Here is a 21,092-nt window from a genome sequence, read left to right as displayed (position 1 = left end):
AAATTAAGCACTATTTTATTCATCATCGAGAACTTCTCTACCGCATAACCACTGCTAAGACGATTTTGATATTCGTTAAAACTGGCGTCCAATTACCAATGTAATTTATTTTCAACCAACCAATGACTAGGTATCCCATTATCTAACTCTAAAAAACCTTTAAACTAGCTAATTTTAGATTTACCATACTATTCAATTGAGTAAAATAATCACAACCACAGATAATTGCACAGATAGAGATCGTCAATATATTAACTAAAGGATGTCGAGGTGTTGATTTAAACCCGTTTGCACTGAATTAATATACAAGGTACAGATCCGTTTAAAAGTGATATCATTTTATAAATTAATATCACTTAGCATTATAAAGAAAGCTTAAATTATGAAATTCTCTAACAGTTACAGCCAACTAGATAGTGCCTTCTATCAACGTATTGCTCCAACAAAAGTGACAGCACCACAATTGCTACTTTGGAATAAAAGCCTTGCAAAAGATCTTTTGATAGATGAAAAGATCACACAAGATAAAAATCTATTAGCTCAGTACTTTTCTGGCAATCAAATACCTGATGGTGCTGAGCCTATGGCATTAGCTTACAGCGGGCATCAATTTGGCCACTTTAATCCTAATTTAGGTGACGGTCGCGCCCATTTGCTAGGAGAGATCCTAACATGTGATAACAACAGATTTGATATTCAATTAAAAGGCTCTGGCCCAACACAATTTTCAAGACAAGGTGATGGCCGCTGTGCGATAGGACCTGCTCTACGTGAATATATAATGAGTGAAGCCATGTTTGCACTTGGCGTGCCTACTTCTCGATGCTTATCGGTAGTCATAACTGGCGAACCAGTATATCGAGAACAAGCAATGATAGGGGCTGTCGTCACCCGTGTCGCATCAAGTCATATCAGAGTCGGTACTTTTCAATACTTTGCCGCTAGAGGAGATTTAGAATCTTTAAAAACATTAACGGACTATACAATTAATCGTCACTTTTCTCGTATTGATATTAATGCTGAAGATAAAGTAGAGCAATTTTTATCGGCCGCTATAGATAAACAAATTGAATTAATAGTAGCTTGGATGCGTATTGGTTTTATTCATGGTGTTATGAATACAGATAATACAGCGATTTCAGGTGAGACGATAGATTTTGGACCGTGTGCTATGATGAGCCATTACCATTCTGGTACTGTCTTTAGCTCTATTGATAAACAAGGTCGATACGCATTTGGCAACCAACCACACATTGCGCAATGGAATATGGCAAGGTTAGCCGAGTGTTTAATGTTATTAGTTGATAACAACCAAGAAAAAGCATTAGAAAAAATAGAACCTTTAATTATTGCCTTTACAGATAAATTTGAAACAGCTTACTTTACAATGCTTGCAAATAAATTAGGTTTTGATGAGGTTACCAAAAAAGAGCAGCTATTTATAAATGAATTATTAGCGCATATGCAAAAGCAACACCTTGATTATACAAATACATTTGTTAAGTTATCTGATTCTTTAACAGATACAGAACTACAAAACGAATTAAAACAAGTATTAGGTGATTGGTATACTCGCTGGCTACAAATGCTTGAAAATAAAAATCAAAATACTAAAGCAGCTCAAACATTAATGCAAAAAAACAATCCATTAGTGATCCCAAGAAATCATCATGTTGAAGCGATATTAGCAGAATATGAAACATCTGGTCAAAGCACTGTAATAGATGACTTCCTTGATGTATTGCGTTCTCCTTATCAACAACTAAAACAAACAAGTCAGTTTCAAGATGAACCTAAGGATGGCGATCATCAATATCGTACTTTTTGTGGTACTTAACACTTAAGAAACGAGATATAATGCACTACAAATCATGATCAACTTCAGCAATCACATTTAAATTTAATTAAGAGCACTTTTGAAAATAAGTAAACGCCTCAATACCATCAATAATATGATAACAAATCAATATGAACATATTTGGGATTGCTGTTGCGATCATGGGCAATTAGGTATAAATCTACTAGCGAGACAAGCTGCTTCTAAAATTCATTTTGTTGATGTTGTTGCACCTTTGATGAGCGAGCTTGGAGCAAAGTTACAGCGCTTTTTCAATATTAATCCTGATCATAAAAACTGGCAGGTATATTGTTTAGATGTTGCACGGCTTCCTTTAGAAAATACATGTAAAAACAGTAAACAATTAATTATTATTGCTGGTGTGGGCGGAGATTTATTAGTTGAACTAATTAATAGCATAATTAAAAACCATCCTGAACATAATTTAGAGTTTTTATTATGCCCAGTTCATCATCATTATAAAGTACGTACATCTCTTATTAAATCAGGGTTTGGTTTAATTGATGAAACACTAATTCGTGAAAATAACCGTTTTTATGAAATATTGCATGTCAGTCAGTCATCAGATAAAATTATTTTTCCTGTCGGTTCAAGCATGTGGGACTTTTCAAGAAAAGATGATACCGATTATCTAACAAAAACAATAAATCATTATCAACGTATGGCGCAAAAACCTGATGAGGATATTTTAGGTATTCTTGCGCAATACCAAGCTTTGCTTAATTATTAAAACTATAACAACAAGTCACCTTCTATCGGAATATAGTCTGTTGCACTATTAATTAAAGCTGCCGCGGTTAGCATAGCGACACCATAGACGGCACAAGGAACATTAAACTTACTTTGTACACGATCTAATAACATCGCAAAATCACCATCACCCGAGACTAAAATAACTTTATCAACCTCACTGGCATAATCCATAATATCCAACGTAATGCCCACATCCCAGTCACCTTTTGCACTGCCATCAGCTCTTTGGATAAAAGGTTTTAATTTCACTTCAAACCCTATGGCTCTGAGAATATTTTGAAATTGCTTTTGTTTGTCATCACTGCGCCCAATTGCATAAGCAAAAGCATATTTAACCTCTGAATTCTCAGATACTCTTGCCCAAAAAGCATTGTAGTCAAAGTTGCGTTTATGGGCATCTCTACAGGTATAATATACATTTTGTACATCTACAAAAATTGCTATTTTTTCCACACTAAATCCTATTTATTTTTATTTGTTTTTTCAGTCTCTATATAGGAACTATTTAAAATTAGCGCCTAGACTTGTTTTAAAGGGATTAAAAAATAAAATGATATGACAATTAAAAGTAATCTATCACACTCTTTAGCTATTTATGCTTTTTCATTCGTATTATGCTTTAAACTAAATGCACAAGAAACTGAGTTTTCGGGTTTTCACGGCTATTAACAGGGGCCACTATAGGTGACGATACTCAATATTTTGGACATCATGATGACTTTACATTTAAAGCAGATAGTTTAATTGGATTACAGCTTGATGTTGATTTTGCCTCAAATTTATCAGCTACAGCACAACTACTAGGTACATTAGATAAACATAAAATACAGGAGGTTATTAATGACCCATATATTATTAGTAGATGATGAACCTGCAGTATTAAATGCATTAACACGTATTTTACGAAAAGATTATCAAATTACGAGTTTCTCAAATGCCAATGATGCGCTTGAGGCAATAAAGCATAATCTAAATACAGATTCGCAATTTGATTTCATTATTTCTGATATTCGCATGCCACATATGGATGGCATTGAACTATTAACCCATATTTATAAAATAGCCCCACAAATGAGTCGAGTTTTATTATCTGGTTATGCTGATATGGAGCTTTGCCAGTCTGCAATACCTGAAAACATAGCGCAAATTATATTATCTAAACCTTGGGACAACTTTGAAATAAAAACCATAATCAACTTATTGTTAGAGCTTGCACATTTAAAGCAAGAAAATTTATCACTTAAAAATGCTCACTCATCCAATTTATAGAAGATTACAATCTAATTAATCCATTTTATCTATTTTTATATTGCTATATTCTAGGTGTTATTCAAATAAGTGAGGATTAAAACATGTTTACAGTAATTTTTGGTCGTGATGGCTGTCCATTTTGTGTTCGCGCTAAAGAAGTAGCAACACAATTAAGCAAAGATGTTGAAGGATTCAAATTTAAATATATAGATATAATTAAAGAAGGCATTTCAAAAGCTGATCTTGAAAAAACAGTCGGTAAACCGGTTGAAACTGTACCTCAGATCTTTATCGATCAAGTGCATATTGGTGGTTTTACCGAATTTGAAGCACATGCAAAAGAAAATTTAGGCTTATACAGCACAAAACAGCCTATTTAAAATTCGACCAAGTTCAATCACATAGAAAATAGTTGTAATTTACCCGAGCTATTACTGCTCTTTTCCTATACAATGCGCGCCTCTTTAAATATGCCGAGGCGCTTTAATGTCTGAATCTGTTACTTTTTCATCCTTAGAACTATCACCTGCTATATTACAAGCTGTTGAAAAATTAGGTTACGAAACACCTTCTGAAATTCAAGCTAAATGTATTCCTTCTTTATTAGCAGGAAAGGATGTATTAGGACTTGCACAAACAGGTACAGGTAAAACTGCTGCGTTTGCTTTACCCCTGTTAAATAATATAGATGTTAAAGCTAAATACCCTCAAATATTAGTATTAGCACCCACTCGTGAACTTGCTATTCAAGTAGCAGAAGCATTTGAGCAATACGCTAAATTTACTCACGGCGTAAAAGTATTACCTATCTACGGTGGCCAAAGCTACGGTATCCAGTTAAAAGCACTACGTGAAGGCGCACAAATTATTGTGGGTACTCCTGGACGTGTTATGGATCACTTAAATAAAGGCACATTAAAGCTAGATAGACTTAGCGCTATGGTACTTGATGAAGCTGATGAAATGTTACGCATGGGCTTTATCGATGATGTTGAAACTATCATGGCTAAAACGCCAGTAGAAAAACAAACATGTTTATTCTCTGCCACTATGCCTAAGCAAATTCAGTCTATTTGTAGCAAATACCTAGAAAATGCTGAACATGTAAGTGTTGCAGCACGTAATTCAACTGTTGAAAGCGTTGAGCAAGTATTTTGGATGGCTGGTCACGTCCATAAGAACAAAGCAATTGTACGTTTCTTACAAGCTGAAAACTATGACGCATCTATCGTATTCGTAAGAACGCGTAACGATACAGTACAGCTAGCAGAGTACTTAGAGCGCGCAGGTTTCTCTGTTGCACCACTAAACGGTGACATGAATCAACAAGCTCGTGAACGTACTATTGAACGTTTAAAAAATGGTTTATTAGATATCGTAATCGCAACTGACGTTGCAGCACGTGGTCTAGATGTACCGCGTATCGATTTAGTTATTAACTACGATATTCCACAAGATGCTGAAGCATATGTTCACCGTATAGGCCGCACTGGTCGTGCTGGTCGTACTGGTAAAGCACTTTTATTTGTTAAGCGTAACGAACGTTACATGCTTAAAAATATTGTTCGTGGTACTAAATCAGATATCGCTGAAGTACAACTTCCAAGCACTGATATTGTTCAACAAAAACGTCTTGAAAATTTAGCTACGACATTAACAAAAACTGCTGAGTTAAATGATATTGCGTTTTATAATGAATTAGCAGAGAAATTAACTGCTGAACTTGGCTTATCAAGTGATGCACTTGCTGGCGCTTTACTTTACTTGGCACAAAAACAGTCGCCAATCAAAGTTGAAGAAGCACCTAAAATGCCAGAACGCGCACCAAGAGGCGATCGTAATGATCGTGGCCGTGGTGATCGTAATGACAGAAGTGGTCGTAGTCGCGATCGCAATGACAGAGGCGGTCGTGGTGAGCGCTCTGAAGGTCGTCAAGACAGAGAACGTAAACCTCGTGAGCGTCGTCCTAAAGACAATGGTCCAGTAGATACATACCGTATCGAAATCGGTCGTGATGATGGTGTACAAGTTAAAAACATCGTAGGCGCAATTGCTAACGAAGCTGATATCCCAAGTAAGTTTATTGGTGATATTCGTTTACATGACGATCACAGCACAGTTGAATTACCACAGAATATGCCTGAAGCAACATTAAAGCATTTTAAAACTGTTGTAATTTGTCAAAAGCAAATGAAAATGTCTTTAAACAAGTAATTGTTTAAATAATAAAAAAAGCTTGCCTAGCCAGGCTTTTTTTATGTCTGACTTTTATATATATAGTTAAAAACACATTCTGATACTTCAATAAAATTCAGACCGCAACTATGCTCGTATTTAACACACTGCTCGGGAGTCACATCAATGCATAAAACTACAGGGCAAATATCTTGAAGATATTCAGCCATTCTTTCTTTAAAATCAATACGGCCATCTAATTCATCAACCATATTTTCAACTCCTGCCCATTTATCAGAAGCCAATAGCTTTTCAAAATAAATTTGAGATTTTGAGTTCATAAAATTTTATATTTTCACAAGTTATACAAGTCAGATTTTCAGCATAACTAAGTAAAAGTACAAAACTTTGATTGAAATCAAAAACTCCCTTTATTTAATATTAGAGCAACAAATGATTACATTTTTAGCTAATAAACCTTAGCTATAGGCTTTAATAAAGCGTTTAATGCAATCTTTTAAATAACTATCACTGGGTGCCGTATCCTCAGTGTTATGACCTAAAGTACGTTTTAAATGCCAATCACCCTGAACCATACCTAGCAACTGAATTGTCGCAAACCGTGTATCCTCTATATCCAATTGACCAGCCGCCGATATTAAAGCTAAGCACTCACTTACTTGATCTTGAATCATCCTAGGTCCTGCGCAGTAAAAACATGAACCTAACTGTGGATGCTCTGCTCTGTGAGTCACACAAGTTGTATAAACTTGAATTGCATCAGCTGATAAAATCAAATCGCTAAAGGTTTTTATTATTTTAAATATATTATCTTCTAAAGGATGTTCAGGATGATAAAGCTGCCCGTGAAATTCTGAAGCCGCACAACGGGCACCCACAGTTTCGACAAATAAAGACTCTTTGTCTTTAAAGTGACTATATACTGTTTGTTTCGATACGCCCGCTTCTTTAGCCACCTTATCCATACTGGTATTTGGATAACCATGTTCAATAAATAACTTACTGGCAGATTCAATTATTTGATCACGTTTTAACTGTGACTTACTACGCTTTGACTCAACTTCACTTACGACCATTTATGAAAAACCTCGACCCCGAAAACCACAGTAGACTAGACAGTCTAGTTTGGTTATTTTATAGTTAACCTAGACTCACCAGTCTAATATGATAACTAGCCTACTTCAAGGTGCAAACGGCAGCATACTGAGGTAGAACTTTTTCTGATTTCACCTGGAAGGTAAAATGAAAAACCAACTACTTGCTTTTTTAAGTTTATTTTTTATAAGTTTGAGTGTTTTAAGTGCTGAAAACATTGTCAATATTGAAGCAATGACATTACAACAAAAAGAGTCTTACCAAGTAGAGCGCCACTTTAGCGGTCGTATAATTAAACAGCAGGATGCAAAACTCGCTTTTGAATTTTCTGGAAAAATTAACAAAGTTCATTTTGACCAAGGTGATAAAGTCTCTAAAAACACGACGCTGATCAGTTTAGATACCCGCTTGCTTAATATTGAAAAACAAAAGCTTGAAGCGAATCTCAAACGGTTGGAAGCGGAATTATCTCTTGCTAAACAAGATCTAAAAAGACTAGTAAAATTAAAACAACAAAATTACGCAGCTGAACAAAACCTCGACCAAATCAATACACAAATTAATATTCTTAAAGCGAATAAAAGTGAAATTCGAGCCGCTATTTCAGGTATCGAACTACAAATAGAAAAATCACATTTAAAAGCCCCCTTTGACGGTATTTTAGGCCAAAGATTTGTTTCTACGGGTGAAATTGTCGCACCAGGCACGCCAGTTATTCGTTTATTAAAAAACGGCCATAATCAAATTCAAGTAGGTGTGCCACAACATTTGCAACATACAATACAAACGCATATGCCTGTCATTATCTCAGGCAAAGAATATATGGCAAAAGTGCTCAGTACAGGTGCAGAATTAGACCCTATTTCACATACCCTGCTAATGCGATTTTCGCTACCTGATGATGCGCCTATTTATGCAGGTCAAGTTGCACGATTGAAAATAAAACAGAATAAACAGGCTTTAGGTTATTGGGTGCCTTTATCTGCATTAACAGATGGTATCCGTGGGACATGGAATCTTTATCATATAAATCAACAAGACGGTACATCTCGCTTAAAACCTATCATAGTTGAGGTGATATATACCGATGGTAAAAATGCTTATATCAGCACTTCCTTACCCGATAAAAGTAAAATTGTAGCCAATGGCCTGCACAAAGTAAGCACTAACATAGCGGTCAAAGTTGTTAAAACCAGACTTGCCGATAAAGCGACTTTAAAAGGTGAGCTTTAATGATCAAATATCTATTTGAACACCCTCGTCTGCAAGCATTAATTATTGTTTTATTATGCGTTAGTGGGCTTGCTGCGATTAGCAGCTTGCCAAGAACAGAAGATCCAAGGATCACCAATCGCTTTGCCTCTGTTACTACTTTTTTACCTGGTGCCAGCGCTGAGCGCATTGAAGTACAATTAAGTGAAGTTTTAGAGCAAAAATTAAAAGCACAACAAGAAATAAAACTCATCGTTTCAACTTCACGACCGGGTATTTCAGTACTCAGTATTGAACTAAAAGATAGTGTTATTGATCCTATTCCTATTTGGTCAAGATTAAGAGATTTGTTAGCCGATGTACAAACTCAATTACCTACCCAAGCCAGTACGCCTCAATTAGATGATGAAAAAGGCTATGCGTATACACGAATATTCGCGTTAACAGGTAACACACCACAAGTATCACTTTCTACTATCAACCGTTATGCTAAAGAGCTGCAAAGTAAATTACGTAATGTATCCGGTGTGGAAATTGTACATTTTTTTGGTAAGCCTGAAGAAGAAGTATTAGTTGAAATCGACGCAAACAAAGCAGTCATATTAAATATTTCTGTACAACAAATAGCAAACGCACTTAAAGGGGCTGACTCAAAAGTTGCAGCGGGAACCTTAGTTAATAATAAAACACAAATTCAGTTAGAGGTAACAGGCGCTTTTGACTCTATCACGCGCATTGAACAAATCCCCATTACCAGTAGTGAGACTGGCAGCCAATATCAGTTATCAGATTTAGCAAGTATTACAAAATCAATTAAAACACCACAATTTGATATTGCTTTAATTGATGGTCAGCCAGGCGTTTATGTTGCGGCACGCATGCTACCTAGGCTTCGTATCGACAATTTTTCAAAGAATGTAGATGACAGCAAAAACCTTTTTTTACAAAATCTACCTGAACAAGTGCAATTAAAGGAGATTTTTAATCAACAACCCTATACAGAAAATAGATTAGGCGAACTGCTAAGTAATATTTTGGTGGGTTTTATTATTATACTCTCAGTTTTAATGCTTACTTTAGGTTTTAAAGCCGCGATCATCGTTGGTTCAGCTTTACCGCTCACCGTATTATTTACTTTAGTGACGATGCAATATTACGGCTTACCAATACATCAGATGTCAGTAACAGGTTTAGTTGTCGCACTGGGTATTATGGTAGATAACGCAATTGTTATGACCGACTCAATACAAAGGTATCGCCAGCAAGGATACTCTGCATTAAAAGCCGTACAAACTGCAGTCTCACATTTTTGGATGCCATTATTAGGGTCAACGCTAACAACAATATTAGCATTTGCGCCGATTGTACTTATGCCAGGACCAGCAGGTGAATTTGTTGGTGGCATTGCCTTAAGCGTAATATTCGCTTTAATTGGATCATATTTAATATCTCACACTTTAATCGCTGTATTTGCAGGCCAATTTATCAATGGTAAAGAGCCTAATAGCATTTTGGGGCGAGGAATTCGATTACCTAAGTTATCAGAAAAATTTACAGTTTCATTAAAATGGAGCTTAAATCATCCGAAACGAACATTATCATTAGTATTTATGTTACCAGTGTTAGGTTTTTTAAGCGCGGGACAACTGACTGAACAATTTTTCCCACCATCTGATCGTGACATGTTTCATATTGAAATGCGTTTATCACCAAGCAGTAGCATAGAAAATACCAAACAAACAACTTTAGAAATTGATCAGTTTATCAGGGAGTTTGATGGAATAGAAAAACTAGACTGGATGATAGGCAATAACTTCCCCAGCTTTTATTACAATATAAAACCTCGAAGCCGTGGCGCATCAAACTACGCCCAAGCTATGGTTAAAGTAGCTAACTTTAAGGTTGCCAATAAACTGATCCCTAAACTGCAAACTGAGCTAGATATTGCATTTCCACAGGCACAAATTATAGTTAGGAAATTAGAACAAGGCCCTCCATTTAATGCGCCAATTGAAATGCGAATTTATGGCCCTAACCTTGATACATTAAATACATTAGGATCAGAACTACGTACTTTATTAATCTCACATGAAAATGTAACTCAAACCCGTGCGACACTCATGTCTGGCAATCCTAAGCTTTGGTTAAAAGCGGATGAAATAGCATTAAAACAAAGCGGATTAACCTTAAATGATTTAGCCAACCAATTACAGTCGCAATATCATGGTGTGATATCGGGTAGTATCATAGAACAAACTGAAACTATCCCAGTAAGGGTGAGAGTATCTGATGCTGACAGAAGCTCAACGCAAGCACTCAACTCAACTAACTTTTTAGCAAACCAAGCATTAAACATTGAAGCTTTTACAGAGCTCAGTTTAAAACCATCGAGAGGCAGCATAGAGCGCAGAAATGGCGAACGGGTTAATGTTGTTGAAGGTTATTTAAAAACAGACATTATTCCACAATCAGTATTAAATGACTTTCAAGAAATTTTAGCTAATTCTGATTTTAAAGTACCGCCAGGCTACAAATTAGAAATAGGTGGCGAATCACAAAAACGCAACGAAGCAGTAGGCCAACTAATCGCTTCTGTAGGTATTATTGCAGTATTGCTGATCACTGTGCTGGTTGTTTCTTTTAATTCATTTACCATCACATTTTTAATTCTCATTAATGCTATTCAAGCTGCGATGTTAGGTTTATTAAGTGTTTACTTAGGCGGTTTTCCATTTGGTTTTACTGTGATTATCGGTCTGCTTGGCTTAATGGGATTAGCAATTAATGCCGCCATTGTTATTTTATCTGAGCTGCGTGCGACTAATGCGGGCAAAGATCAAGAAAAAATTATTGCCGCAGTGATGAATAGCTCCAGGCATATTACTTCAACAACAATCACGACAGTAGGTGGTTTTATGCCTCTTATATTAGCTGGCGGTGGTTTTTGGCCTCCATTTGCAGTATCAATTGCAGGCGGTACAGCATTAACAACCATATTATCTTTCTATTTTGTACCTGTGGCATATAAATTACTGATAGCAAAAAAATCTAAACTTGCTTTCACGCCTGAAAATAGCGAAATACCTGCAAGTTAAGCCTACTAAATAGCTTATCTAAAATTTAGATAAGCTATTTAGTCCCGCAAACTACTCGCTCTCAAAACATCAAATTACATTATTAGGTCCAAAAAACTTGGTTTAAATTCAGGGTTATGCAAAACTAGAGTTATTCAATAATCTCTATAAATTAATGCTGATAAAAGGTGACAATGAATGTCGAATTTTAATGCCTGGAAGCTCTTTAGTTTTTTTTGCTTTTCAATTTTTCTGTTAGGCTGTGAGTCTAAAGAAGAACAAGCCCAAAAATCTGTTCAGTTAGAAATTAATTCAACTGAATTAGAAATCGCAAGCTTAAGAAAAGCACTGGATAATAATTATATCCGTAACGCTAAACTGCTAAAAGAATATGATAGCTATGTACAAAATAACTTACCTAAAATCTCACAAATAAGTAGTTTAGTTGCACAAGATGCCACAACTCAAGGTCCATTATTTCAAGGTTTAACAACACGCTTAAATGATATAAAAAACGAGCCTGTTACCTTAGATAATGCGTATATCCAATTAGACAGATTAGCCAAAATTAAAGAAGCCGCCAAGCTCAGCATATTTGGTGATGCTTTAACAGATCCGTTAAATGTAATAGCTGATATGTCTGAGGGCAATTTAGCCCGTGTGGGTGCGATCAGCAAACAAGCTGAAGATGCCGCAAACCAAGGTGAAAACTTTGGTTCTGGTAGCCAAATGATAGGCAACCCTAACTATGGTAATTGGCAAACTAACTCTAGCGGTATTAGCTTTTGGCAATGGTATGGCATGTACCGTATGTTTGGCGATGTTGTTGGTGGCGTAAGCTACGATAGATGGAGCCGCAAGCGTCGTTATAGTTATTATAACGACTATGGCCGTTCACGTTATACCAGTAAAAATCAATATAAAACACAGCAAAAAATTGAAACCCGCACTAAGCAATCATACAAGCGCCAAGGTAAGCAATTCACCAGCCCTTACGCTAAAAAACGCTCAGGTGCTTCAAGTTTAAGTAGAAGCAGTTATACCCCAGTAAAAACCAGAAGTAGTTATTCAAAAAGCAACTACTCAAAGAGTTCAGGCTCTGTTCGAAATAGCTCAAGCCGTACTTCACGTGGCGTCAGTCGCGGTAAATAACCAATAAAAAATACTGGTACTAACGAATTTAAATAAAGAATTTTTTGGAGAATATAATATGAACGGATTAACATTATGGACAGCGCAAGCACTCGCCATAGACTTTATCGTCATCATAGCCCTATTTGTAAGTTTAAAACTTATTAAAGGCTGGGTCTCAAATTTACATGCCAATGATGAAATTACAAAACGTGATAACTTTGCATTTGGTTTAAGTTTTGCAGCAGGCCTAGCTGGTTTAGCTATCGTATTAACAGGAATTACAAGTGGTAACTTTGCAGATACTTTACTTGAAGAAGCGATGCAAATGGGTGGTTATGGTTTAGTAGGTATCGCTTTAATTAAACTTGGACATTTTTTTCAAGACAAAGTGGCACTACGTAAAGTTGATTTACATTTTGAGATTGTAAAAGGCAATGTAACTGCAGCACTAATTGAATTTGGTCATATCGTTACTGTCGCAATACTGATTCGCTCGGCACTAATTTGGGTATTAACTGAAGGCTGGCATGGACTGCCTATCGTGATTGCAGCATTTATCATAGGCAATATCATCATGTTATTAGTCAGTCAGTATCGTGTGCAGTTATTCAAACGCACAAATAAAAATGGCGATTGTTTACAACAAGCAATTAAAGATAATAATCTAGCTGTTGGTGTACGTTACGCAGGCTTTTTAATTGGTAGTGGTTTAGCGATTACAGCAGCGACAGGTCTTGCGCCTTATAATGCAGATAATATCAATATGAGCTTACTTTACTGGGCTGGCGCGGCTATTTTTAGTTTAGTGATGTTTATTCTTCTGCATTTAATCACTATAAAAATTATTTTATCTGGTACTGATATTTCAGATGAAGTGAACCGTCAAAAGAATGTAGGTGTTGCAGCAATTTCAGCAACAACCTCATTTGCGATTGGTTTAACGATGGCGACTTTATTGGGTAATTAACCTACATTTCATAGCTCATAAGCAATAAATACTTATGAGCTACTCCCTCACATTGATCTGAGCTTAACCCTATTGAATACCTCAACATTAACACAGTCTAAAAAAACATTATGGTTTCACGATATATTACTAATTTCAGTAATGGCAATCCTTGCTGGCTGTGGCCTTATTTATGAATATTTACTCTCTCACTATGCTGGGCGTGTTTTAGGATCCGTAGAAAGCGCTATATACGCCATGATCGGCACTATGATAGTTGCCATGGGCATAGGTGCATTCTTAGCACGCTGGTTTAAAGACGCATTCACCGCTTTTGCATGGTTAGAAGCTTTAATTGCTTTAATTGGCATGAGTTGTATTTTATTTATCGCCAGCCTTATTGCCATTAGTTACACCTTGCCTCACACCCTTTCCGATACATTCAACTTACCACCTAACGTACTACTTGATGGTTATTTATTTGAAAAAATGCAAGATGTCGCGCAATTTATGCCTTATGTATTTGGTTTAATATTAGGCATCTTTATTGGCATGGAGATCCCACTTATCGCCCGAGTGCGACAACAAGTATATGGTCGTTTTTTAGAAAATAATGCAGGTACGATTTATGGTGCTGATTACATAGGTGCAGGTATAGGTGCGGCTATTTGGGTCACTATTATGCTATCTATGCCCATAATGCAAGCTGCTGCTTGGACTGCTTTATTTAATATCGTGGCTGGATTTATCTTTTTAGCTAAATATCGTAGCCATATCCGTTATGCAAAGTCTTTATTTGTTTGCCATATTATATTGTTATGCTTATTCAGCCTGCTATTAGTGATGGGCACAACTTGGATGAAAGATTTAAGCAGCGTGTTATATAAAGACAAAGTAATCTATTCTCAATCAACAAAATATCAGCATTTAGTGGTGACGGAGCGCTTTTTAAAAAATCAAAATGAACCAATAACAGATCTCTATTTAAACGGACGGTTACAATTCTCCAGTGCTGATGAACAACTGTATCATTCAATGTTAGTTTACCCTGCTATGGCAGCATCAAATCGCCAGGAAAATGTTTTAATTATTGGCGGCGGTGATGGCTTAGCACTAAGAGATGCACTTAAGTGGCCAGTTAAATCGGTGACTTTAATTGATTTAGATGCGCAATTACTGACTTTATTTGGTTTTGAAAATAAGCAATATTCAAGTGAAAAATTCGAAATACCTAACTATATAAAACAGCGTGTGGTTAAGTTAAATGAAAATGCGATGAGCGATCCTAGAGCGAATATCATTGCAACTGATGCTTTTTTAGAAGTAGAAAAGTTATTAGATCAAAGCAAACAATTTGATACAATAATTATTGATTTACCGGATCCTAATCATCCTGATTTAAATAAACTATATAGTGACTATTTTTATAATCAGGTTCGACAATTATTAGCACCAGATGGTGCCTTAGCAATACAATCTACCTCACCTTATCATGCCCAAAGTGCTTTTTTAAGCATCGCCAAAACGGTTAAGTTTTCTGGTTTTTTACATGTTGAACAATACCAGCAAAATATCCCTTCTTTTGGCCAATGGGGTTGGACGATTGCAACACGCTCAGGACAAAGTGCCAGTCAGCGTATTGAAAAATTGCAACAACTACCAGTGGAATCACCATGGTTAAGCAAAGAATATATTCTTGCTTCATTTATCTTTCCACGAAACTTTTTTGATGAAATTAAGTCTATTGAAGTCAATAGACTAGGATCAGGTGTACTGTATGATTATCACAGTCAAGCTTGGCAAAGTGAATCTGAATTGTATAAAAACTAAATTAATTTGCACTTTACTGTTGACATAATATGTCGCAAGTGTAATTCTTAACTCAGACATAATATGTCATTTATAGCAAAGGAACAGAAGATGGAATTAAATGAACTTTCAATCAAGTTAGCAACATTCGAAGCAGAAGGTGTTAGTTTTGAGTCTTTTCTAATTGCAAGTGAAGGCGAACAGGAAGTCCTTCAAGTAATTGTTGATGGTAATGATGAGTTACCCATTTTTGTAACACAAACTGACGAACAACTGCTTTGCATTAGTTACTTGTTTTCTGAAAGCGAAGTAAAAGCAGAATTAAAAGATGAACTTAATGAAGCACTACTTAGATTAAACGTGCCAATTCCATTAAGTGCATTTGCAAAGGTTGATGATAAATATGCCATTTTTGGTGCTTTATCAGTTAATTCATCTTTCGATGATATAACACATGAATTAGTAACATTAGCTGACAACGCAATTGATGCATTAGATGCGGTCACAGCTTACTTAAATGAATAATGGTTTAGGCCAGGAGATAAGATTATGAGCATACTTAAAAAATTATTTACAGCAGTACGTGGCGGCGCAAGAGAAGTAGGTGAATCAATTGTTGACGCTAATGGTATCCGTATTTTCGAACAAGAAATTGCTGATGCACAAAACGCATTACAAAAAGCGAAAAAAAGCTTAACTGAAGTAATGGCTAAAGAAATGCAGTGTAAACGTAAAGTAAGCGCTTTAAATGACAGCATTAGCGAGCATGAAGAATATGCAGGCCAAGCACTTAGCCAAGATAACGAAGCATTAGCAATTGAAATTGCTGAAAAGATTGGTGATTTTGAAACTGAAAAAGCAGAGCAAGAACAAGTGCTAGCGGGTTTTAGTAATCATATTGTTGCCCTTAAGCAACAAGTTAAAGAAGCAGAAAAAACCATCAAGGAAAATCAGCGTCAATTAACTATGGTTAAAACCACTGAAAGCGTGCAAAAAGCAACAATGGCAGTTAATAGCACACTAAATACAAATGAATCTTCAATGACTTCAGCGCGCGCTTCTCTTGATCGTATCAAGCAAAGACAAGCTGATAGACAAGATGAACTGTCTGCAGCAAAACAGCTTGAATCAGCGGCTAACGGCGATGATTTAAAAGCTAAGATGGCAGAAGCAGGTATTGGCGGTAGCAATACCAAAAATAGCGATATTTTAGCGCGTATTAAAGCAAAACAAGGTAAGTAAGTTTTAAATACCTTAAGGTTAGCGAGTTCGCTCGCTAACTTATCTGCTCTGACTTTAACTCTATAAACATCTAGTTAAGGAACACTCCATGTTTAGCTTCTTCAAATCAAAAAAAAATAAACCCGAACGCCAGCTTAATGATGCCAGTCAGTTAAAATCTGGTGATATGCTGCAAGTCATCGATTCTTTTGCCTATCCAGCTTGGCTTAAAGGCCAAATGCTCAAAGTAGCAGATGTGCAAACTTATCAATATGAACGCAGTTCAGATACCGAATTTGTTTTAGAAACAGATTCAGGTCAAGTTGTATTTTTACAAATAGAAAAAGAAGATGGCGAACAATGGGCTAACTTTTCAATAAAAGTTCAAAGAGAAGATGTAGATGCAATTTTCACTTTAGATGAATTTTCTCGTATTTTTGATGAAGAAGATTTAACACATTTAAAAACCAACGATAAACCGAGCCAATTTAGTCAATTCTTAGCTGACGAATATAAACAAACCGAAAACCCTTATGTAGCATACTTTCATAAACAAGATTTTCGTAATTTAGCATTACCACGTTATGAAAGTGAAAGTGGTGAACCTTGTGAAATGATTACGCTAATGTCGCCTCAAGAAAGCCATAGCCTTAATATTGAGATTTGGGATGGTGGTGATACAGAAGTATCATTAACACTGACGCGCCCTATCACTGATATCGTAGACCTATTTCCTGGTAGCGCTACATGATCAAAAAAGAAGAAAAGTGGTTAAAACAAGAGCAAGCGATCCGTGCAACGCAAATGGCTTTTGATTTAAGCAGTGAAGTGCAAAAAAATATTAAGAAACAGGCGATAGATGAAGAGTTAACGCCTTCAGATATGATCCGAAAGATTTTAGATTTAGATGTTAAATCTAAAAAAACCAGACAAAGGTTATCTTTTAATCTTAATGATGACGAGATTAAACAATTAGCCATTCGCTTTGGTGTCGATACCGAAGATAAACGCGCAGTTAAACAGAAAGTAGCAGATATTTTAATTGAGTATGCAATAGACGATAACAAGGAATAAGTATGAAAGGTGCAGGCGGAACGTCAGGTGGCATAGGCCAATTTTTTATTGGTTTAGTCATGATGAGTGGCGGGTTTTATATGCTACTCAACGCTATTAAGGTGAGCTCATCTTTTGGTATGGGTACCCGCTTGTATGGCATTTCAGGTATAAGCATAACCAGTGGCATGGTAATGATCCCTTTTATATTTGGTATTGGACTCGTATTTTATAACAGTAGAAACATATTAGGTTGGATACTCTCATTAGGCTCAATTACAGCTTTAATTTTTGGTGTTATTAGCTCTATACGCTTTTCATTTGCAAGTATGAGTTCATTTGATTTAATTGTTATTTTAGTGCTGAGTATGGGTGGATTAGGTTTATTTTTAAAATCTTTAAAAGCGATAGATAAGCATTATCCTGATGAAAAGTCTTAACTTTTATTTAAAATCAATTTATATTATGGGAATAATATATTACATAAAATAATAAAAGTTTAATGATTAAACTAATAAAAATGTAAAAGGAATAAAATGGAATTTTTAAATACCGCATTGATCTTTCCAACTGTTGTATTTTCAGTGTTATTAATCATAGTTATTTTATTTTGGTTAGTCACAATCGTTGGCTTAGCCGATATAGATATGTTTGAAGCAGATGTTGAACTCGAAACCCAAGCGAATACAGCAAGTACCTTAGGAATATTTAATAACTTAGGCTTAAGTGAAGTACCTTTAACGGTTTCAGCTAGTATAATAATTATGACTGCCTGGTTAATCAGCATTTATAGTCAAGCTTGGTTTTTAGCTGAGTTTAAATCACATTCATTATATTATGTTTTTGGTGCGCTCATTATATTTGCATGTAGCATCATATCACTTCCCATTAGCGCGCTAATTACCAAACCATTAAGACGCTTTTTTACCAGTAAACAAACAGCCAATAAACATGATTTTATCGGCCTAGAATGTACCATTGCCACCTCAAAAGTAACCCAGACATTTGGCCAAGCGAGAGTCACGCTTCAAGGGGCTGAACAATTAATTGAAATCAGAGTTCAAGATCCAACCCATCAATTCAATCTCGGTGATACCGCACTATTAATAGAGCACTTAGTTGACTCTCGTAGTTACGTTATCGCACCAAAACCTTGGTCATAAACCAATAATATATAAACTAATCAGCTGAATTTAAGTCATTTAAATAGCTAACAAAAGCAACATATAATCATTTAGTAAGGAAACAACATGGATTTTTTAGACAATTTAGTACCAATATTAACGTTTGTTGGTATCGGTATCGCAATTATTTTTGCCATTTTACTAATCGTAGGTAAGTTTTATCGCAAGGTAGATCAAGGCCAAGCATTAATCATTAATAAAATGAAAAATGAGCCTGATGTCACCACCACAGGCGGAATTGTATATCCTGTGATCCATAAAATGGAAGTAATGGATATTTCAACCAAGCGCATGGTATTAGAACGCAAAGATAAAGGCGGTTTAATTTGTAAAGATAATATTCGTGCCGATATTACAATTACATTTTATATTAGAGTTAACGAAAATAAAGATGATATTTTACGTGTCGCTAAGCAAGTAGGTTGTGTACGCGCATCTTACCCTGAAACACTACAAGAGCTGTTTGAAGCAAAATTCTCTGAAGCACTTAAAACAGTCGGTAAACAGCTAGATTTTGTTGAATTATTCACTCAAAGAAATCAATTCAGAGACAAAATAAAAGAAGTGATTGGTCAAGATTTATCGGGTTATACCCTAGAAGATGTGGCGATAGATTATTTAGAGCAGACTGCGATTTCAAAGTTAGATCCACAAAACATTTTAGATGCTGAAGGTATACGCCGTATCACTGAAATGACAGCTTCACAAAATGTTGCAACTAATCAGCTAAAAAACGAAGAAGATATTCAAATCAAAAAGCAAAATGCTGAAACACATGAAAAAGCATTAGAATTAGCACGCCAAGAAGAAGATGCCAAAGCCAGACAAGCAAGAGAAGTTGCAACAGTAAAAGCGCGTGAAACAGCTGAAACAGAACGCGTTCAGCAAGAAGAGCGTTTAAAATCAGAGCAAGCTAAAATGCAAACTGATGAAGCGATTGGCATTACGGAACAAAACAAACAACGAGAGCTTGATATTGCCGAACAAAATCGTTTACGTGTCTTAGCCATTGAAGAAGAAAAAGTATTAAAAGCACGCCAAATAGAACAAATAGAGCGTGAAAAAGAAACTGAAATATTAACCATTAATAAACAAAAAGCACTGGAAGTTGAACGTAAAGAAATAGCTGAGGTACAACGCGATCGTATCGCGGTTGAAAAAACAGTTGCTCAAGAGCAGGAACGCATCAAAGATGTACAAGCGCTTTCAGAAGCAGAAAGACAAAAAGAATCTCTTATTATTGCAGCCAAAGCAGAAGCTGAACAGGCATTAGTAAAAGATATAGAAGCAGCTAAAGCCGCAGAACAATCAGCTGAATATAAAGCAAAAGAGCAAGAAACTTTAGCGGCAGCACAATTACGTGTTGCAAATCAAAATGCTGAATCTAAGAAGATATTAGCTGAAGCCACCAAAGTAGAACGTGCAGCCATAGGTCTAGCTGAAGCAGATGTAATTAAAGCAAAAGCCGAGGCTAGTGCAGTACAAGGCGAAGTTGATGCGAAAGTACTTAAACAAAAGCTTGAAGCCCAAGCGCAAGGTGATAAAGAAATTGGTTTAGTCGATGCTGAAATTAAGGAAGCGATGGCACTGGCAATAGAGAAACAAGGCGAAGCTGAGGCGCTTAACTTAGAGCGTATGATGACAGCTGAAGCAAAAGGCTTAGAAGAAAAGCTTGAAGCACTTAATGCAATGAGTCCTGAAGCCAGAGATTACGAAACTTACACCTTACAACTCAATCAGAAGAAAGAATTATCACTAGCCTCTATTGAAGCGAATAAACATGTTTCAGCTAATCAAGCTGAGATTATGGCTAAAGCATTAGGTTCAGCAGATATTAATATTATGGGTGGTGATGGTCAGTTCTTTAATCAATTCATGAAAGCAATCAGCTTAGGTAAATCTATTGATGGTTTTGTTGATGAAAGCAAAGTTGTGCAATCAGCATTTAAAGATCATTTAAGTGGTGAACGTAACATCATTGAAGATTTAAAAGGTGTGATTTCAGGTGCTCAAGGTTCAAGTGAAACCTTGAAAAATATGAGCATGACAAAACTGATGAATCAATTTGCTAATTCATCGGAAGCAGATAAATCACAATTAATGAGCTTATTGGGCTCTACTTTTAATTCCAATAATAAAAAAAATGGCGCTCAAGATTCTTAATTGAACCATAACATACTTCAAATCACATGATTTTTTATTGTGTGATTTGATATTCAATTTAGGCTTTTCATTTATCATGGTTATCGAAATTTCAATGCGTTTCGTTGTAATTTCAATAGCATTGGTATCAAGATATAAACAGT

Annotated in this window: 20 protein-coding genes; 17 read left to right on the top strand and 3 right to left on the bottom strand. The window is 35.9% G+C overall.

From position 1 onward, the window contains the following. Window positions 1-382: 382 nt before the first annotated feature. Window positions 383-1,837, top strand: a complete 1,455-nt coding sequence (locus PSA_RS06250; RefSeq protein WP_042146570.1) for a YdiU family protein — start codon at window positions 383-385, stop codon at window positions 1,835-1,837. Window positions 1,838-1,916: 79 nt separating this feature from the next. Further along, window positions 1,917-2,588: a tRNA (adenine(22)-N(1))-methyltransferase TrmK gene (locus PSA_RS06245; RefSeq protein WP_042146569.1), complete on the top strand. Its 672-nt coding sequence runs from the start codon at window positions 1,917-1,919 to the stop codon at window positions 2,586-2,588. Between the two features lie 2 nt (window positions 2,589-2,590). Here PSA_RS06245 and PSA_RS06240 read toward each other — a convergent pair whose 3' ends face one another. Beyond that, window positions 2,591-3,064: an NYN domain-containing protein gene (locus tag PSA_RS06240; protein ID WP_042146568.1), complete on the bottom strand. Its 474-nt coding sequence runs from the start codon at window positions 3,062-3,064 to the stop codon at window positions 2,591-2,593. 387 nt (window positions 3,065-3,451) lie between these two features. Here PSA_RS06240 and PSA_RS06235 point away from each other — a divergent pair, with 387 nt between their 5' ends. The 3 genes from PSA_RS06235 (at window position 3,452) to PSA_RS06225 (ending at window position 6,076) form a co-directional block, all read left to right on the top strand. Continuing rightward, the gene (locus PSA_RS06235; protein WP_042146567.1) at window positions 3,452-3,880 is read left to right on the top strand and encodes a response regulator; all 429 of its coding nucleotides are present in this window, start codon (window positions 3,452-3,454) and stop codon (window positions 3,878-3,880) included. A gap of 83 nt (window positions 3,881-3,963) precedes the next feature. After that, the gene (locus tag PSA_RS06230) at window positions 3,964-4,242 is read left to right on the top strand and encodes a GrxA family glutaredoxin (protein WP_042146566.1); all 279 of its coding nucleotides are present in this window, start codon (window positions 3,964-3,966) and stop codon (window positions 4,240-4,242) included. Between the two features lie 106 nt (window positions 4,243-4,348). Beyond that, the gene (locus PSA_RS06225) at window positions 4,349-6,076 is read left to right on the top strand and encodes a DEAD/DEAH box helicase (RefSeq protein WP_042146582.1); all 1,728 of its coding nucleotides are present in this window, start codon (window positions 4,349-4,351) and stop codon (window positions 6,074-6,076) included. Window positions 6,077-6,117: 41 nt separating this feature from the next. Here the strand turns inward: PSA_RS06225 and PSA_RS06220 are convergent, their stop codons facing one another. Both PSA_RS06220 and PSA_RS06215 read right to left on the bottom strand, forming a co-directional pair. Further along, window positions 6,118-6,378 carry a hypothetical protein gene (locus PSA_RS06220; protein WP_042146565.1) on the bottom strand — a complete coding sequence of 87 codons (261 nt, stop codon included), beginning with the start codon at window positions 6,376-6,378 and terminating at the stop codon, window positions 6,118-6,120. A gap of 138 nt (window positions 6,379-6,516) precedes the next feature. Next, window positions 6,517-7,134: a TetR/AcrR family transcriptional regulator gene (locus PSA_RS06215; protein ID WP_042146564.1), complete on the bottom strand. Its 618-nt coding sequence runs from the start codon at window positions 7,132-7,134 to the stop codon at window positions 6,517-6,519. A 166-nt stretch (window positions 7,135-7,300) separates the two neighbouring features. Here PSA_RS06215 and PSA_RS06210 point away from each other — a divergent pair, with 166 nt between their 5' ends. The 12 genes from PSA_RS06210 (at window position 7,301) to PSA_RS06155 (ending at window position 20,949) form a co-directional block, all read left to right on the top strand. Beyond that, entirely contained in the window at window positions 7,301-8,386 is a 1,086-nt protein-coding gene (locus PSA_RS06210) for an efflux RND transporter periplasmic adaptor subunit (RefSeq protein WP_042146562.1), read from the top strand. Continuing rightward, window positions 8,386-11,460, top strand: coding sequence for an efflux RND transporter permease subunit (locus PSA_RS06205; RefSeq protein ID WP_042146561.1), 3,075 nt, complete (start codon window positions 8,386-8,388; stop codon window positions 11,458-11,460). The genes PSA_RS06210 and PSA_RS06205 overlap by 1 nt, the downstream gene beginning before the upstream one ends. A gap of 177 nt (window positions 11,461-11,637) precedes the next feature. Then, window positions 11,638-12,591, top strand: coding sequence for a hypothetical protein (locus PSA_RS06200; protein ID WP_042146559.1), 954 nt, complete (start codon window positions 11,638-11,640; stop codon window positions 12,589-12,591). Window positions 12,592-12,649: 58 nt separating this feature from the next. Then, window positions 12,650-13,540: a DUF350 domain-containing protein gene (locus tag PSA_RS06195; RefSeq protein ID WP_042146557.1), complete on the top strand. Its 891-nt coding sequence runs from the start codon at window positions 12,650-12,652 to the stop codon at window positions 13,538-13,540. A 141-nt stretch (window positions 13,541-13,681) separates the two neighbouring features. Further along, window positions 13,682-15,349, top strand: a complete 1,668-nt coding sequence (locus PSA_RS06190) for a polyamine aminopropyltransferase (RefSeq protein WP_231665331.1) — start codon at window positions 13,682-13,684, stop codon at window positions 15,347-15,349. Between the two features lie 90 nt (window positions 15,350-15,439). Then, window positions 15,440-15,853, top strand: coding sequence for a YjfI family protein (locus PSA_RS06185; protein WP_042146553.1), 414 nt, complete (start codon window positions 15,440-15,442; stop codon window positions 15,851-15,853). Between the two features lie 24 nt (window positions 15,854-15,877). After that, the gene (locus PSA_RS06180; RefSeq protein WP_042146552.1) at window positions 15,878-16,570 is read left to right on the top strand and encodes a PspA/IM30 family protein; all 693 of its coding nucleotides are present in this window, start codon (window positions 15,878-15,880) and stop codon (window positions 16,568-16,570) included. 88 nt (window positions 16,571-16,658) lie between these two features. Then, window positions 16,659-17,300, top strand: a complete 642-nt coding sequence (locus PSA_RS06175) for a hypothetical protein (RefSeq protein WP_042146550.1) — start codon at window positions 16,659-16,661, stop codon at window positions 17,298-17,300. After that, on the top strand, window positions 17,297-17,623 hold the full coding sequence (locus tag PSA_RS06170) for a hypothetical protein (protein ID WP_042146548.1): 327 nt from the start codon (window positions 17,297-17,299) through the stop codon (window positions 17,621-17,623). Before PSA_RS06175 ends, PSA_RS06170 begins: the two co-directional genes overlap by 4 nt. A gap of 2 nt (window positions 17,624-17,625) precedes the next feature. Beyond that, window positions 17,626-18,042: a hypothetical protein gene (locus tag PSA_RS06165; RefSeq protein ID WP_042146546.1), complete on the top strand. Its 417-nt coding sequence runs from the start codon at window positions 17,626-17,628 to the stop codon at window positions 18,040-18,042. 96 nt (window positions 18,043-18,138) lie between these two features. Beyond that, window positions 18,139-18,765, top strand: coding sequence for a hypothetical protein (locus tag PSA_RS06160; RefSeq protein WP_042146543.1), 627 nt, complete (start codon window positions 18,139-18,141; stop codon window positions 18,763-18,765). An 87-nt stretch (window positions 18,766-18,852) separates the two neighbouring features. Then, window positions 18,853-20,949, top strand: coding sequence for a hypothetical protein (locus PSA_RS06155; protein ID WP_042146541.1), 2,097 nt, complete (start codon window positions 18,853-18,855; stop codon window positions 20,947-20,949). Window positions 20,950-21,092 lie beyond the last annotated feature (143 nt).

The organism is Pseudoalteromonas sp. '520P1 No. 423', from assembly GCF_001269985.1.
Taxonomy (GTDB): domain Bacteria; phylum Pseudomonadota; class Gammaproteobacteria; order Enterobacterales; family Alteromonadaceae; genus Pseudoalteromonas.
The sequence above is the reverse complement of the archived record's forward strand: the minus strand, read 5'-3'. Positions and strand labels throughout refer to the sequence as shown.

Coding starts and splice junctions, on each gene's coding strand:
- PSA_RS06250 (WP_042146570.1), top strand. CDS start 383: ATGAAATTCTCTAACAGTTACAGCCAACTAGATAGTGCCTTCTATCAA.
- PSA_RS06235 (WP_042146567.1), top strand. CDS start 3,452: ATGACCCATATATTATTAGTAGATGATGAACCTGCAGTATTAAATGCA.
- PSA_RS06230 (WP_042146566.1), top strand. CDS start 3,964: ATGTTTACAGTAATTTTTGGTCGTGATGGCTGTCCATTTTGTGTTCGC.
- PSA_RS06225 (WP_042146582.1), top strand. CDS start 4,349: ATGTCTGAATCTGTTACTTTTTCATCCTTAGAACTATCACCTGCTATA.
- PSA_RS06220 (WP_042146565.1), bottom strand. CDS start 6,378: ATGAACTCAAAATCTCAAATTTATTTTGAAAAGCTATTGGCTTCTGAT.
- PSA_RS06215 (WP_042146564.1), bottom strand. CDS start 7,134: ATGGTCGTAAGTGAAGTTGAGTCAAAGCGTAGTAAGTCACAGTTAAAA.
- PSA_RS06210 (WP_042146562.1), top strand. CDS start 7,301: ATGAAAAACCAACTACTTGCTTTTTTAAGTTTATTTTTTATAAGTTTG.
- PSA_RS06205 (WP_042146561.1), top strand. CDS start 8,386: ATGATCAAATATCTATTTGAACACCCTCGTCTGCAAGCATTAATTATT.
- PSA_RS06200 (WP_042146559.1), top strand. CDS start 11,638: ATGTCGAATTTTAATGCCTGGAAGCTCTTTAGTTTTTTTTGCTTTTCA.
- PSA_RS06195 (WP_042146557.1), top strand. CDS start 12,650: ATGAACGGATTAACATTATGGACAGCGCAAGCACTCGCCATAGACTTT.
- PSA_RS06190 (WP_231665331.1), top strand. CDS start 13,682: ATGGCAATCCTTGCTGGCTGTGGCCTTATTTATGAATATTTACTCTCT.
- PSA_RS06185 (WP_042146553.1), top strand. CDS start 15,440: ATGGAATTAAATGAACTTTCAATCAAGTTAGCAACATTCGAAGCAGAA.
- PSA_RS06180 (WP_042146552.1), top strand. CDS start 15,878: ATGAGCATACTTAAAAAATTATTTACAGCAGTACGTGGCGGCGCAAGA.
- PSA_RS06175 (WP_042146550.1), top strand. CDS start 16,659: ATGTTTAGCTTCTTCAAATCAAAAAAAAATAAACCCGAACGCCAGCTT.
- PSA_RS06170 (WP_042146548.1), top strand. CDS start 17,297: ATGATCAAAAAAGAAGAAAAGTGGTTAAAACAAGAGCAAGCGATCCGT.
- PSA_RS06165 (WP_042146546.1), top strand. CDS start 17,626: ATGAAAGGTGCAGGCGGAACGTCAGGTGGCATAGGCCAATTTTTTATT.
- PSA_RS06160 (WP_042146543.1), top strand. CDS start 18,139: ATGGAATTTTTAAATACCGCATTGATCTTTCCAACTGTTGTATTTTCA.
- PSA_RS06155 (WP_042146541.1), top strand. CDS start 18,853: ATGGATTTTTTAGACAATTTAGTACCAATATTAACGTTTGTTGGTATC.